Below are 14,280 nucleotides of genomic sequence, written 5' to 3' on the forward strand. Positions count from 1 at the left end.
CACGCCCCCTGTAGGAGCGGCCTTGCGCCGCTCCTACAGGGGGCGTGCAAGCCCGATCGTCAGGCCTGGCTCAGGCGCTGCAACTCGCGTCGCACCATGGCGACGAAAGGCGACGGGCTCATCTGGAAGAGCTCGCTGGCCACCCAGGCCAGCCAGGCTCCCTGCAATTCATTACGGCGCGCCAGCAGGCGTTCGGCCTGCTCGACCGCACGGGCCTGATGCTGACGATGGAAGTCGGCTCGCGAGGCGGGCGTGTCCTCGTCGCTCACTCGCTGGCCTTGAAGGTGGTCAGCTCGCCCTTGCGCCATTTGGCAACCTTGCCGGTCACCGCCTTGAGCAGTTTGCCCAGGCCTTCCTGGACTTGCTGCTGTGCCGCGAACACCAGCATCACGCCCTGCCCTTCACGGAACACGATGGCCTCGCCTTCCGGTACGGAAACAAAGGCATAGTCGCCCTGCCCATACACATTGAACTTGATCTCGCGAAAGCGCAGTTCGAGTTTGCCGCCTTCGCGGCTGGGCAGCACGGCGGCGCGGAAGTGGTCACCCACTTTCAGCTCCAGGCGCTGTTTGTCATCGACCACCAGGGCGTCGTCGGTATCGATCTCGGCCATGTACAGGCCTTCCGGGTTCTGCTCGGAGACATACACGAAGCGCCCCTGGAACAACTTGACCAGTTTGGCGCGCAAATCGCCCAGGGCAAACAACGCATGGGTATCCAGAGTACTGACTGCCAATGAAAAGCTCCTCACATCAATTACAGCAGGCCGCACCGCGCACGCCGCTGGGCGTGGGGTGGCGACCACTCAAAGTCGAAGTCCGATGGACCATGGATTCGGTAAGCGAAGATCCACGCACACGAACGATACGCCAAGCAGGGAACATTTCCCCCTGGAACATCCGGCGTGTTTCGGCAAACTATCCGCAAATAGGGTACGTAATACCTGACAGCTAAAGGGTCAGGAAAGATGCGACTACTGAGGGCGACACTTCAGCTCAAGTGTGCCCCAACCCTTCATCGCGCATTACAGGTACACGAATATGCACGAAAACACCGAATTCCGTCGAGAGGCACGTAGCATTTCTTGTCGCACGACCGTGCCCGGAATATCCCGATATAGCGTCGTGGCCGCCGGTATCGGTTTCTTCCACATCACCGAAACCCACTCGGGCAAAGTCCATGGATTCCGCCAACGCTACCAGGACGCCTGGGAGCTCGCACGCCACCTGGAGGGCTGAAGCTTCACGCCGCATGGTTCCTGTCCAGTTGCTGTTGCCACGCAGCCTGGCATTCCAGCGCCTCGCCACGGCTGGCGAAGGCCGTGCCACGGCGTTCGCCGTCAACCAGCACCACCCAGCACGCCCTTTTGCCCAGGGTCTGCAAGGACCGTGGCACACCACTGCCGATCATCACGGCTACATCGACTCGGCTAGTCATCATTCCCTCCGGAATTTAATTAGCAACCTAACGATGTGCGCATGATACGACCTGACCCTGTCGCAAATAAAGTGCAACGCGGTACAGCAGTGTTGCGTTGCAGGCAACAAACCGCCTCAGTCGAGCCCGGGCTCTGGCCGATATCCCAGGCGCAGGCCGCCCCAGTGGCGCCCAGCGACGAAGATCGGCACCGAAAGGTCGTGCATCAGTTCACCGGTGTCCCGCGTGTAGGTCTGCAGCAGCACCCGCTGCTGGTGGCTGCCGCAGCGAGCGCCCGTACGGTCGTCGAACATGCGCTTGCTGCGGTTGTGCGCCGTGTCGTGGGCGATGTCGCCGGTCAGTGGCTGGGTGAAGGCATTGTTGTGGGTCGGCACATAGCCCTGCTGGGTGCAGGCGATGGCATACACCAGCCCATCGTGCTGCAGCAACGGCTCCTGGAGCGGTGGCAGCACGCTATCGGTGTAGTGGTCGAAGCGCGTGGTGAAACGCGCTGGTTGCATACCGGCAATCGGCCGGTACTGGCGGTCGAACAGATCGTCCAGGCCGATACGCCCCTGGGCGATGTCAGCCTCGAAACGCTCGCCAATCTGCCGCGCGCCCGCCTGCGCCAGTTCGAACACCCGCTGATGGTAGGCATCCAGGCCGACCTCGGCCAGCCGTTCGCTGAGGCTTTCCACCTGGCCCTCCATCTGCACCGCTGCCTTGGCCAGGCGCCGGGTCTGCTGGTCGCTGACTTCCAGGTCGCCGCGTACCTGGGCCACGGCCTGGAACAGGGTATCGAGCTGGGCTTGGTTGACCTGGGTTCCTCCGGCGATCTCGCTCACCTGGCCCTCGACACTGGCCGCCAGGCTAGCGATCTGCGCCAGTTGCCCACCAGCCTGCTCGACCTGGCCAACACCCTTGCCCAGGTCATCGGCCAGCGTCCGAATCTGCGCCACCACCTGGGCGGTGCGCGCCTGAATGTCCGCGACCATCTGGCCGACCTCTTCGGTGGCGCTGGAGGTACGGCCGGCCAGGCCGCGCACCTCGTCGGCCACCACCGCGAAACCACGGCCATGCTCGCCGGCCCGCGCCGCTTCGATGGCGGCGTTGAGCGCCAGCAGGTTGGTCTGGCTGGCAATGCCCTGGATCACCAGGGTGACCCGGGCGATATCTTCACTGCGCTGATGCAGCGCCTCGATCAGCTCACGGCTGGCCGAAGCGCGCACACTCAGCTCGCGCATGCACTGGATGGACTCGGCCAGCACCTCACTGCCGACCACGCTGCTGCCGTGGGCGGAGCGCGCGGCTTCCAGCGCCTGCTGGCTGAGCTGGGCAGTCTGCTCCTCGGTGGTGATCATGATCTCGGCGCTGCCGACGATCTCTTGGGCGGCGCCCAGTTGCGACTGCACCCGAGCCGCCAATTGCTGCACCGAGTGGGCCACCGCCGCCGCCGACAGGGCGTTATGGCTGGTACCGCGCGCCAGCTCCTGTAGCAGGTCACTGCTCTTCCCATCCGCAGGTGTCGCCTGCGCTGGTACCGGGCGCCGCCCATGGGGCAGCCACAGGACCAGCAACCCCAGAGGCATGGCCAGGTACAAGGCCAGCCCAGCGTAGGCCATGGCTATCAGCAACGCGCACAAAGCCACACCCTGCATCAGGGCGATGCCGGTCAGGGTTCGCGCAGACACTGGCTGCACGGGTTCTACGGTCGACAGAGATCCTTCTCGCATCATCTTCGTGGTCCATCCGCATGTCGTTTTTGTGACGTCATTAAACGCCACTATAACGCCATTATCCAAGCGCCCTCAGGCGCAAGGCGGTCACACTTGATGCAAGACAAGAAAACACGAAGGCCCCAGGGATCACTCCGTGGGGCCTTGCACAAGGCGTCGAATCAGATCTGCCGCTGGTGGCGGTCGAGCTGTTCGTGACGCTCCTGGGCTTCGATGCAGTACTTGGTGGTGGGGCTGATCAGCAGGCGCTTCAGGCCGATCGGCTCGCCGCTGTCGTCACACCAGCCAAAGCTTTCGTCACCGATACGGTCCAGGGCCATCTCCAACTGCGGCAGCAGGCGCTGGTCGCGGTCGATGGCGTTGACCAGCCAGGTGCGCTCCTCTTCCACCGAGGCTACGTCGGCAGGGTCCGACGGGCTGTCCAGGCTTTCGATGGAAGTGCGGCTAAGTTCGATGCGCTCGTGGGTTTCGACTTTCATCGACTGCAGCAGCGCGGTGAAGAACGCGAGCTGTTCGGCGTTCATGTAGTCATCGGCCGACATGGCCAGCAACTGTTCCTTGGTCATCGATTTCTCTATGAAAAAATGTGCATATGGGCGATTCGGGTGCCGCCGACGCTGCTGCATCAACGGCGGAATTCTTCAAGCGCCAAGTGGCACTCTTTTACAGGGGGCGGAAGTCTAAGGTGCCAAGCGGCAGTGGGCAACAGAAATGACGGCCAATTTGACCGAAATCAGCAGGAATCCGCCCGCTGGTGTCGTATTTCTCCGGTGCTGCGCGCCTGGTAGGCGCGAGTAGGCAATATGCCGCAACAAATACCGCCTTGTCAGGCCTGTAACGGCCACCGTGGCGACGGGGTGGTAGTTGGCTAGCGCACGGCAACGGGCACAACCGGGCTTGATGGGGCTCCTTCACCCACAGGCCTCTGCCATGAACGACAACCTGCAACAACGCCTGGCACAATTCAGCCGTCTCGACTGCAAGGTCGCCAAGCGCTTCAACGATCGCCCGACTTTGCTGGGGACCGCCGAATACCTCCTCTTCGACCAATGGCAGCAACGCCACCTGAGCCGTCAGTACGATCCGCTGGGCCTTTTCCTGAAAACGCGCCACCCGCAAACCGAAAAAACCTACACCAGGCCTCTGGCGCAAGTACTGGTCGAACGTTACTGCCGGCGCCGCACACTTAACCTGACAGTTGGCGCCGACGCCCTGATTGCCCGCCCGGACGACGATGCCACGTTGGCCATCGACCTGCATGAGGTCGAGTTGCTCATCAACGAGACAGGGCCTCTGCTACTCACCGTTCACCAACAGCAACTGACCGGGTATTGGAGCCTGTTCGACAGCAGCGGCGAAACCCCTTGGCAGTGGTACGCCAACGATCTGCGCCAACAACTGCAAACCGCCATCGATGCTCACCAAACAGCCGGCAGCTTGCCCACATTTGCCTTGGCGACCGCCAAGTTGGTGCATGACTACCCCGAGTCGGCTCAACGCAGTAAATGGCCAAATGCCAATGGCCTCGTTGTTTCCGGCCTGCGGGTCGATTATGCGAACAACAGCAACCTCGACGTGGATCTCGCCAGCGCGGTACTGATCGAGCACGCCGATGGCGAACCGGGGCGTGATCTGACCCTGCTCTATACCCTGAGCGGCAAACTGCTCGGCTTCGCTTCACGCCAGGCCTTGCTCGAGACCATCGCGCGTTACCACGCCAGTACTACCCCGCAAACCCCGCTGCGAATTGATATCACACCCGCCGCCTCTTCAGTGTTCGAGGACCAGGCGCTGGGCCTGCTGAACCAGCAGTTGCGCGTTATCGAAACCCTCGCCGGTGGCTACCACAGCGCACTCGATGCGATCACCCTGAGCCTGGATATAGACCGTTTCACCTCCATGGTCGACTTGTGCAGCGATATCGAAGAGGCCCAGCGCCGCTCGCTCTCGGCGCACCTGCCCGACTGGTTGCGCAATGCGCCCAGCCGCCCCCTGATGCACTACAGCACCCTGCTGATCGATGTCGCGCAACGCTATCAAGAAGCCAAGGGACGCTTCTGGCTGGACGGTGTGCCCACCGCCGAGGCCTACGCCAACCAGCAGTTGGCCGAACGCCTGGCAGCCGATCATCCCGACGACGCCTGCAAGCCGGAGCAGGTGCGTGTCACCAACTACCAGGTCACCGCTACCGCAGCGCCGGTGCAAGGTTCGCTCGTGACCAGTGGCGAGGTAACGCCAGTCGAGTTCACGCTGGCCCAGCTGGCCATCGGCAACCTGGGCCTGCTAAAGCCAGGGCGGGTAACACTCACGTCCACCACTGCCGCGCCTCTGCCCACATGGATGACCGAGCGTTACCTGCACAAGCTGATCAGCGAGCTGGATATCGCCACCGCTTACCCTGCCTCGCTGCGGCGCGAGCTGCTGGATGACATGACCCAGCGCCAGCAGCGACAAAAACTGCTCAAGGCACAACTTGGCGCACAACTGCCGGCGCTGGCCATGGAGCTGCACCTGCAAGGCAAGATCCCCGATCGACAAATCGTCGACCATGTCGGCCAGGTGTTCTCGTCAAACCCCGCAAAGACTGATCCCAGGTGGGTCATGCGCCCATTGGGCTTCGTCAAGTCTCCTGGCGCCACAGTGGATCATCCGCGCAATACCTGGCTTATTGAGACGCAAACCCCCGATGGCGAGGCTTGCCTGCTGTATCGGCCCCTGCATGAAGAGTCGCTGCTGTACTTCAGCGACCGCCTGTCGCTGTTCGTCGCCATCAGCACCCCTGGGGACTTGCAGGACGACCTGCTACAGCGCCTGCCGGCCGAGGATCGGCGCTTCTACGCCCATGGTGGCTTCCTCGAGCCGCACCTGTTCGTGCCACTGGACGACACCAGCGCCGTGCCGTTCGGTACACCCGCGCCCGTCAGCCTGGCGCTGGAGCCTGCCGAGGATGACATTGGCCAGGCGCTCTACCTGGCCTGTGTGAATGAATCCATCGCCCGCTTCGAGGCGCAGGCCGTCAGCACCTCGCAAACCCGCTGGAACAGCTGGAAGCAACTCGGCTGGCTGATGTTCAACACCTTGCTGCCACTGGCCGGCAGTACCCTGGGCAAGATCGCCTGGCTGGCGCAGATGGAAATTGCCCTGGCCCGCTTCATCACATCCGACGGCGAACGTGACCCCACCGAACACCGGCTGGCCATGGTCGACCTGCTGGTAAACATCGCCATGCTGCTGTTTTCCCACTCGCTCTTTCGGTTGCGCCTGGAGCAGGCGCGAGTCCCTTCCCCCCCTGTGCAGCCTCAGTTCCCCATTGCGTCCGAAGTAGCTATACCAGAAGTGAGCACGGGTCACGCCGCCCTCGTCGACTTCAGTTGGTCCCGCCCCAGCCGCACGCTCAGCCCGGCGCAGCACCAAGCGTTAACCCGGCTACAGGCGACAATCCAGGTCGCAGACCTCGGTTCGCCGATTCCGGCTGGCGAGTTCCAAGGACTATACCTGCACGGAACCGTGCTCTACACGGTGCTCGAAGGCAGTGTCTACGAAGTGGTTAAAGACCCAACGCGGCAGAACATGCGCATTGTAGGTGCAGATCAGACCCTCGGCCCCTGGCTCTATGTAAATGAAGTAGGAGCCTGGCAGCTCGACCTCAGGCTGGGTTTCAAGGGGGGCATGCCACTGTCGGAGCAGCTTCGCAGGCTCCAACTGGAGAAGCAGGACGCCCTGCGTGCCGCCAACGACGTGATCAAGGCCGACAAGGAGCTCATCCCAGCCAAGCTCCGGGAAATGACCACCCTCGAAAGCCTGACAAACGCCACGACCGATGACAGCGTACTGAGCACTTGCCAGGAGCGCATCAGCGCGGTTTCCAGCTTCTGGGAACATCACCTCGAACACCTCAAGACCCGTAATGCGCTGCAGGCGGTCAAGGACTTCAGAAAAGTCCATGCCTATGCCGTGTATAACGTCAGTTTCTGCCAACGAGTGCTGCACAAGATCCTGTACCAACGCTATCAGCCCAACCGTACCCAGTTGCTGCAGATTGCCCGGCAGCAACAGCAAGGCCAGCCACTCGCCGCGGCCGACGTGCGCAGCGTCACCCAGCGCCTGGACAACCTGGCCCCCCTGCTCGAACGCATGACCGAAAACAACAAGCTCCTGCGCCAATGCCAGGATGAACTGGGCAAACTGGCTGGCCCGCGCTTTCCTGAGATAAGCCAATGGCGAGACCTGGCCGCAACGGTGACAGCCAATGCCGAGCGGGCGCTGGTCCTGCGTTTTCTGCGCCTGGAGGGGCTGCTCAATCGCATGACCCTGGTCCACCGCCTGCAAGGCGATGCACCCTACTGGCGCGACCGATTCTGGGACAACATAGAGTTGGGGATCGCCCAGCGCGCCAAACTGTTCAAGTTGGCGCAACCGGACCCCGAAGTCAGCACGCGCCTGCTGCACAGTATCCAGGGGCACTTCGAGGTCGCCAACCGCCAACTGGGCAACCTGATCGACCTGACCGAAGGCGATGCCGCGCGGCAAACCGCCCAGCAGTTGCAAGGCGAGCTGGATGAAATCCTCGCCGACGTCACCCGAGACCTGAAGGAGCTGCCGGACTATCCACCCGTGCGTACCTTGGCGCAACTGCGCCGCAAGGTGCCTGGGTTGATCGAAACGGCCGAACACGGGGTGCTGCTGGCAGAACCCCGCGCGGAAGATGTCAATACCGTCGACCTGCCAGGTCCGGACAGCAAGACCCCGACGCGAACCTATCACCTCAAGCAGGGTAATTGGGTGGAACTCAAGCCCGCCAAGGTCACGCAGCCTAACAGCGAGCGCAGCCTCAAACGCCTGTTGAAAGACAGCTCAGGGTTGATGAACACGGCGCGCAAGGAGCTGGCGAACATCCAGCACGCGGGCAACCGCTACCTGCCGGTGGAGATCGAAGAATCCATCCTCCATCAACAGGCTCGTTTGCTCGGACAGGTCGACGCCATCGAGGCACGCCTGACCCAGGACAATGCCACCGACGAAGGCGTCAAGGGGCTGGACGCCGAGGGCACCGCCAAAGCCTTGCGTGCCTTGGCCGAGGAACTGCAAAACAAGGCCAGCCAGCTACGGATAGAGGCAGCCCTGGCGCAGCGGCCGCGCATGAGAGAGGTGCAATTCTTGATCGAGCAAGGCCAGGTGCAACTGGCGAAGGTCGGGCCCCGGGTACGCCTGGCCAGGGTCAAAGGGCGCCCTGCCGACTTCCTTGACGAATACAGCATCAGCCATGATGGCAAGGCGCTGTGGTATGCCCACTTCCACTACCCGACCCAGGAAGCCGCCAAGCTCGACTTCATCGCGGGGCACCTGAAGACCCTGGCTCAACGCCATGCCGCAGGCCAGCAGGTGACCGAAGCCAACGGCACGACCACCGAGGTCTACCGCGCGCCGATTACCACGGCAGCCGCCAGCGCATATTTCTTCAACTTGTGATACCCGAGGGGCGCTGGCCTGCCAGCGCCCCGCCGGGCTCAACGGTCCTTGAACTGCGCCTCGCGCTTGGCGATGAACGCCGCCATGCCTTCCTTCTGGTCTTCGGTGGCGAACGCGGCATGGAACACCCGACGTTCGAAGCGCACGCCTTCGCTCAAGGTCACTTCGAAGGCACGGTTGACGCTTTCCTTGACCATCATGCTCACCGGGATCGACTTGCCGGCGATGGTCGCGGCGACCTTCAGCGCCTCTTCCACCAGCTCGGCCTGCGGCACGATGCGCGCCACCAGGCCTGCGCGTTCCGCCTCCTCAGCGCCCATCAGGCGGCCGGTCAGGCACAGCTCCATGGCCTTGGCCTTGCCCACCGCGCGGGTCAGGCGCTGGGTGCCGCCCATGCCCGGCAGCACGCCGAGGTTGATTTCCGGCTGGCCGAACTTGGCGTTGTCGGCGGCCAGGATGAAGTCGCACATCATCGCCAGCTCGCAGCCTCCGCCGAGCGCGAAGCCCGATACCGCGGCGATGATCGGCTTGCGCCGGTTGGCGATGCGGTCAGAATCGCTGAACAGGTCGTCGACGTAGATCTGCGGGTACTGCAGCTCGGCCATTTCCTTGATGTCGGCACCGGCGGCAAAGGCCTTGGCGGAGCCGGTCAGCACCACGCAACCGATGTTCGGGTCACGCTCCAGCTGGTCCAGGGCCTGGTTGATCTCGCCGACGATCTGCGCGTTCAGCGCATTGAGCGCCTGGGGACGGTTGAGGGTGATCAGGCCGACCTTGCCGTGGATGTCCAACAGGATGGTTTCGAATGCCATGCAGACTGCTCCTTCAAAGATTGCGCGCAATGACCATGCGCTGAATGTCGCTGGTGCCTTCGTAGATCTGGCAGACCCGCACGTCGCGGTAGATCCGCTCCAGCGGGAAGTCGCTCAGATAGCCATAACCGCCCAGGGTCTGCAAGGCATCCGAACAGACCTTTTCGGCCATTTCCGAGGCGAAAAGCTTGGCCATCGACGCCTCCACCAGCGCCGGGCGCCCAGCGTCGCGCAACGCGGCGGCGTGCAGCACCATCTGCCGGGCCACGGCAATCTTGGTTGCCATGTCGGCCAGGCGGAAGGCCACGGCCTGGTGCTCGATCAAGGGCTTGCCAAAGGTCTGCCGCTCGTTGGCGTAGTCGCGGGCCGCCTCGAAGGCGGCGCGGGCCATGCCCACCGATTGCGAGGCGATGCCGATGCGCCCGCCTTCGAGGTTGGCCAGGGCAATCTTGTAGCCCTGCCCTTCCTCGCCCAAGCGATTGGCTACCGGCACCCGCACATTGTCGAAGACGATCTGGCAGGTGTCGGACGCGTGCTGGCCCAGCTTGTCCTCGACCCGCGCCACCTGATAACCCGGTGCATCGGTGGGCACGATGAACGCTGTGATGCCACGCTTGCCGGCCTCAGGGTCGGTGACGGCGAAGACGATCACCACCCCGGCGTTCTGCCCGGAGGTGATGAACTGCTTGCTGCCGTTGAGCACGTAGTGGTCGCCGTCCAGGCGGGCGCGGGTCTTCAGGCTGCTGGCGTCGGAGCCGGCCTGGGGCTCGGTCAGGGCGAACGCACCGAGCATCGCGCCGCTGGCCAGTGGCGCCAGGAACTGCTGTTTCTGCGCCTCGCTGCCGAACTTGAGAATCGGCACGCAGCCCACCGAGTTGTGCACACTCATGATGGTCGAACAGGCGCCGTCGCCGGCGGCGATCTCTTCCAGGGCCATGGCATAGGCCACGTAGCCGGTGTCGCTGCCACCGTATTGCTCGGGTACCAGCATGCCGAACAGGCCGAGGTCGGCCATCTGCGCGATCGCCTCCTTGGGGAAGCGGTGCTCCTTGTCCCATTGCTCGGCGAATGGCTTCAGCCGTTCCTGGGCGAACGCCCGCACGGCATCGGCGATCTGTTGTTGCTCTTCAGTTACCAGCATGGTTCACCTCAGTACAGGCACTCGACCGCCATGGCCGTCGCTTCGCCACCGCCAATGCAGATGGCCGCCACGCCACGGCGCAGCTTGTTCTGGCGCAGGGCCGACAGCAGGGTCACCAGAATGCGCGCGCCGGAAGCGCCGATCGGGTGGCCCAGCGCGCAGGCACCGCCATGGATGTTGACCTTGTCGTGGGGCAGGTCGAGCTGCTTCATCGCCGCCAGGGTGACCACGGCGAACGCCTCGTTGATCTCGAACAGGTCCACCTCGGCCAAGTTCCAGCCGGTGCGCTTGAGCAGCTTGTCGATGGCGCCGATCGGGGCGGTGGGGAACAGCGCCGGGGTGTCGGCGAAGGCCGCGTGGCCATGAATCACCGCCAGCGGCTTCAGGCCGCGCTTCTCGGCTTCCGAGCGGCGCATCAGCACCAGTGCGGCAGCGCCGTCGGAGATCGAGCTGGCGTTGGCCGCAGTGACGGTACCGCCCTCGCGGAAGGCCGGCTTGAGCTGCGGGATCTTGTCCAGGCGCGCCTTGGGCGGCTGCTCGTCATCTTTGATGACGCGCTTTTCCTTGCCCTCGGTGACTTCCACCGGGACGATTTCGGCGGCGAAGCGGCCGCTCTTGATCGCTTCCTGGGCACGGGTCAGCGAAGCGATGGCAAAAGCGTCCTGGGCTTCGCGGCTGAAGTCGCCCTTCTGCGCGCAATCCTCGGCGAAGGTGCCCATCAGGCGGCCCTTGTCGTAGGCGTCTTCCAGGCCGTCCATGAACATGTGGTCGATGATCTTGCCGTGGCCCATGCGGTAGCCGCCGCGGGCTTTGTCCAGCAGGTACGGGGCGTTGGTCATGCTTTCCATGCCACCGGCGACGATCACATCGACGCTACCGGCCAGCAACTGGTCGTGGGCCATGATCGCGGCCTGCATGCCCGAGCCGCACATCTTGTTCAGGGTGGTGCAGGTGGTGTGCTTGTCCAGGCCGGCGCCCAGCGCGGCCTGGCGCGCCGGTGCCTGGCCCTGCCCGGCCGGCAGCACGCAGCCGAACAGCACCTGCTCGACACTGGCCGCATCGATACCAGCGCGCTCGACGGCAGCGCGGATCGCCGCGCTGCCCAGTTGCGCCGCGGTGAGGCTTTTGAGGTCGCCCTGCAGGCCGCCCATGGGCGTGCGCACGGCGCTGACGATGACAACAGGATCGTGGTTCAGGCTCATGTTCGGTTCTCCTTACTTGGCAGCCATGCGCAGCGCGCCGTCGAGGCGGATCACTTCGCCGTTGAGCATGCTGTTCTCGATGATGTGGCGGGCGAGCGCCGCGTATTCCTGCGGGCGGCCCAGGCGTGGCGGGAATGGCACGCCAGCGGACAGCGAGGCACGGACCTCCTCGGTCATGCCGGCCATCATGGGGGTTTCGAAAATGCCGGGGGCGATGGTCATCACCCGAATGCCGAAGCGCGCCAGTTCACGGGCGGCCGGCAGGGTGAGGCTGGCGATGGCCCCCTTGGAAGCGGCATAGGCCGCCTGGCCGATCTGGCCATCGTAGGCGGCGATGGAGGCGGTATTGATGATCACGCCACGCTCGCCGCCCTCGTCAGCCTGGCCTTCGGCCATGGCCGCGGCAGCCAGGCGCAGCAGGTTGAAGCTGCCGACCAGGTTGACGTTGATGACCTTGGCGAAGCTGTCCAGGGCGTGCGGGCCGTGCTTGCCCAGGACCTTCTCGGCACCGACGATGCCGGCGCAGTTGACCAGCCCATGCAGGCTGCCGAAGGCGCTGACGGCGGCATCGACCGCCGCCTTGGCGGCCTGTTCGTCGCTGATGTCGGCCACCGCGAAGCGGGCGTTGGCGCCCAGTTCAGCGGCCTTGGCCTCGACGGCGGCGGCATTGAGGTCGACCAGCATGACCTTGGCGCCGGCCTCGATGAGCATCTGCGCGGTGGCCGCGCCCAGGCCCGAGGCCGCGCCGCTGACGATGAAGTTCTTTTGGGTGATGTGCATATCGGTCTTCCTTCAGGCGCCCGCAGCGATCGGCTGCATGGCTTGTTGTCGGGCGATTTCCTGGTTGCGCAGGATGAAGCGTTGCAGCTTGCCGCTCGGGGTCTTGGGCAGCTCGCCGACGAATTCGATTTCACGCGGGTAGGCGTGGGCGTACAGGCGCTGGCGTACGTGCTGGCGCAGCACATCCTCCAGCTCGGGGCTGCCCTCGTAGCCGAGGCCCAGTACCACGAACGCCTTGATCAGTTCGGTGCGTTCCAGGTCGGGCTTGCCGATAACCGCGGCCTCGACCACCGCCGGGTGCTCGACCAGCGCGCTTTCCACGTCGAACGGACCGACCCGGTAGCCGGAGGTGGTGATCACATCGTCGCTGCGGCCGACGAAACTGATGCTGCCATCCTGGTTGAGCTCGACGGTGTCGCCGGATAGGTAGTACCGACCAACGAAAGCCTTGGTCGGCTGCCCGTGATAACCGGCGAACCAGCACAGCGGCGACTGCTCGCGGTCCACCGCGAGGATGCCGGGCTGCCCGGCGGGCAGTTCGCTGCCCTGTTCGTCCACCACCACGATGCGGTGGCCGGGGATGGCAAAACCCGCCGAGCCCAGGTGCACCGGGTGCAACAGCGCATGGTGGTTGCACAGCACCATGCCCAGTTCGGTCTGGCCGTAGTGGTCGTGGATGGTCACGCCCAGCTCGTCGGCGAACCAGCGGATCACCTCCGGATTGAGCGGTTCCCCGGCACTGCTGACGACCCGCAGCCGTCCTTTGATCGGCGCCGAAAACGCCTCGCCCGCCGCGATCAGCAGGCGAAAGGCCGTCGGTGAACCCGCCAGGTTGGTGATGCCCAACTTGTCGATGACCCGCGCGCAACTTTCGACACTGAACGGGCCGTCGTAGAAGGTGGTGGCATGCCCCAGGGATAGCGGCCCGGTGACCGCGTAGTAGAGGCCATAGGCCCAGCCCGGGTCGGCCAGGTTCCAGAAGCTGTCCTCCGGGCGCAGGTCGATGGCGTCACGCATGTAGCCCTGGAATGCAACGATGGCGCGCAGCGGCACCTCCAACGGTTTGGCCGGCCCGGTGGTGCCGGAGGTGAACATCAACAAGAACGGATCGTCGCCACGGCGCATGACCGGCTCGCAGACACTGTCCGCGGCATTCAATGCCTGGTGGAAGTCGAGCCCTTCGGCGGCGTCGACGGTCACGATGGGCGGACAGCCCAGCACCTCGTCGAGCTTGGGTCGGTTCATGCGGTCGGTGACCACCACCTTGGCATGGGACTGTTCGAGGCGGTGCTCGATGGCCTTCGGCCCGAACGCGGTGAACAGCGGCAGGTAGACCGCGCCCAGGCGCCAGGTGGCAAGGATTGTCACCAGCAGTTCGGGGGTACGCGGCATCAGCCCGGCGACCCGGTCGCCGGCCTCGACGCCCTGGGCCTTGAGCACGTTGGCAAAACGTGCGGCCATGGCTTGCAACTGGTCGAATGTGTAGCGCCCGTTACGGCCATCGCGGCCTTCCCAGACCAGGGCCGGCTTGCCGCTGCCGGCGTGGCGGTCGCAGCACTCGACACAGGCATTGAGGGCCTCGAAGTTGCCATGCAGCGCCGCGGCGGCGGCCCGGGCATGATCGAACGAACGGGCGGCCTCGGCGTAATCGCGCATCGTCAGACTCCTGGTTTCTTATTGTTGGAGTGCACCATCGGTCTGACGATGTTCGCGCCGGCCGTGTC

At 64.3% G+C, this 14,280-nt stretch carries 11 protein-coding genes; 1 reads left to right on the forward strand and 10 read right to left on the reverse strand.

Annotation, left to right across the window (positions count from 1 at the left end):
* Nucleotides 1-59: 59 nt before the first annotated feature.
* From P5705_RS15830 to P5705_RS15850, 5 genes are all read right to left on the reverse strand, one after another.
* Nucleotides 60-269, reverse strand: coding sequence for a hypothetical protein (locus P5705_RS15830; protein WP_277461794.1), 210 nt, complete (start codon nt 267-269; stop codon nt 60-62).
* Complete coding sequence (locus P5705_RS15835) at nt 266-736, reverse strand: hypothetical protein (protein WP_277461795.1); 471 nt, start codon at nt 734-736, stop codon at nt 266-268. Before P5705_RS15835 ends, P5705_RS15830 begins: the two co-directional genes overlap by 4 nt.
* A gap of 506 nt (nt 737-1,242) precedes the next feature.
* Nucleotides 1,243-1,437 (reverse strand): hypothetical protein, encoded by a 195-nt coding sequence (locus P5705_RS15840; RefSeq protein WP_277461796.1) that lies wholly within the window; start codon nt 1,435-1,437, stop codon nt 1,243-1,245.
* A 116-nt stretch (nt 1,438-1,553) separates the two neighbouring features.
* Nucleotides 1,554-3,152, reverse strand: coding sequence for a methyl-accepting chemotaxis protein (locus P5705_RS15845; protein ID WP_431196953.1), 1,599 nt, complete (start codon nt 3,150-3,152; stop codon nt 1,554-1,556).
* A 161-nt stretch (nt 3,153-3,313) separates the two neighbouring features.
* Entirely contained in the window at nt 3,314-3,718 is a 405-nt protein-coding gene (locus P5705_RS15850; protein ID WP_277461798.1) for a TraR/DksA family transcriptional regulator, read from the reverse strand.
* A gap of 364 nt (nt 3,719-4,082) precedes the next feature.
* On the opposite strand from P5705_RS15850, the gene P5705_RS15855 reads away from it, so the two are divergent.
* The gene (locus P5705_RS15855; protein ID WP_277461800.1) at nt 4,083-8,621 is read left to right on the forward strand and encodes a hypothetical protein; all 4,539 of its coding nucleotides are present in this window, start codon (nt 4,083-4,085) and stop codon (nt 8,619-8,621) included.
* Between the two features lie 38 nt (nt 8,622-8,659).
* Here the strand turns inward: P5705_RS15855 and P5705_RS15860 are convergent, their stop codons facing one another.
* From P5705_RS15860 to P5705_RS15880, 5 genes are read right to left on the reverse strand one after another with little or no spacing between them, the layout of a single operon-like run.
* The gene (locus P5705_RS15860; RefSeq protein ID WP_277461801.1) at nt 8,660-9,433 is read right to left on the reverse strand and encodes an enoyl-CoA hydratase; all 774 of its coding nucleotides are present in this window, start codon (nt 9,431-9,433) and stop codon (nt 8,660-8,662) included.
* A 13-nt stretch (nt 9,434-9,446) separates the two neighbouring features.
* Nucleotides 9,447-10,574 (reverse strand): acyl-CoA dehydrogenase, encoded by a 1,128-nt coding sequence (locus P5705_RS15865; protein WP_277461803.1) that lies wholly within the window; start codon nt 10,572-10,574, stop codon nt 9,447-9,449.
* 8 nt (nt 10,575-10,582) lie between these two features.
* The gene (locus P5705_RS15870) at nt 10,583-11,776 is read right to left on the reverse strand and encodes an acetyl-CoA C-acyltransferase (RefSeq protein ID WP_277461804.1); all 1,194 of its coding nucleotides are present in this window, start codon (nt 11,774-11,776) and stop codon (nt 10,583-10,585) included.
* Between the two features lie 12 nt (nt 11,777-11,788).
* The gene (locus tag P5705_RS15875) at nt 11,789-12,556 is read right to left on the reverse strand and encodes an SDR family NAD(P)-dependent oxidoreductase (RefSeq protein WP_277461805.1); all 768 of its coding nucleotides are present in this window, start codon (nt 12,554-12,556) and stop codon (nt 11,789-11,791) included.
* Nucleotides 12,557-12,568: 12 nt separating this feature from the next.
* Nucleotides 12,569-14,212: an AMP-binding protein gene (locus tag P5705_RS15880; RefSeq protein WP_277461806.1), complete on the reverse strand. Its 1,644-nt coding sequence runs from the start codon at nt 14,210-14,212 to the stop codon at nt 12,569-12,571.
* Between the last annotated feature and the right edge of the window lie 68 nt (nt 14,213-14,280).

Source organism: Pseudomonas entomophila (assembly GCF_029478665.1).
Classification (GTDB): domain Bacteria; phylum Pseudomonadota; class Gammaproteobacteria; order Pseudomonadales; family Pseudomonadaceae; genus Aquipseudomonas; species Aquipseudomonas entomophila_F.